The following is a 320-nucleotide window of genomic DNA, read 5'->3' as shown; positions in this document are numbered from 1 at the left end:
GGAAAGTGCGAATAAGCAGGTCATTTCTTCCCAAGCTGGCTCGCTGATTAAAATTTCGCGGATCCGGGCCGATTGTTCTCCCGTAAACACCTCGAATTAGCCTATTTAGGCCGTTTTTTCGCCATTCCTGGCGTTATTTCCGGTTTTTAGTGAGATCTCTCCCACTGACGTATCATCTGGTCCACCCGAAACAGGTTGGCCAGGGTGAATAACATCGCCAGTTGGTTATCGTTTTTCTGTAGCCCCTTGTATCTGGCTTTCACGAAGCCGAACTGCCGCTTGATGATGCGAAACGGGTGCTCCACTTTGGCCCGGATGCG

1 protein-coding gene is annotated in these 320 nt (G+C 50.6%); it reads right to left on the bottom strand.

Going from position 1 to position 320, the window contains the following annotated elements:
• Positions 1–146: 146 nt before the first annotated feature.
• A partial coding sequence (locus VF684_RS20955; protein WP_440174405.1) for a transposase occupies positions 147–320 on the bottom strand: 174 nt, incomplete at its 5' end.

The sequence above is a fragment of the Aeromonas sp. Lyrl_2 genome (assembly GCF_051948815.1).
GTDB classification, from domain to species: Bacteria; Pseudomonadota; Gammaproteobacteria; order Enterobacterales; family Aeromonadaceae; genus Aeromonas; species Aeromonas veronii.
The sequence above is the reverse complement of the archived record's forward strand: the minus strand, read 5'-3'. Positions and strand labels throughout refer to the sequence as shown.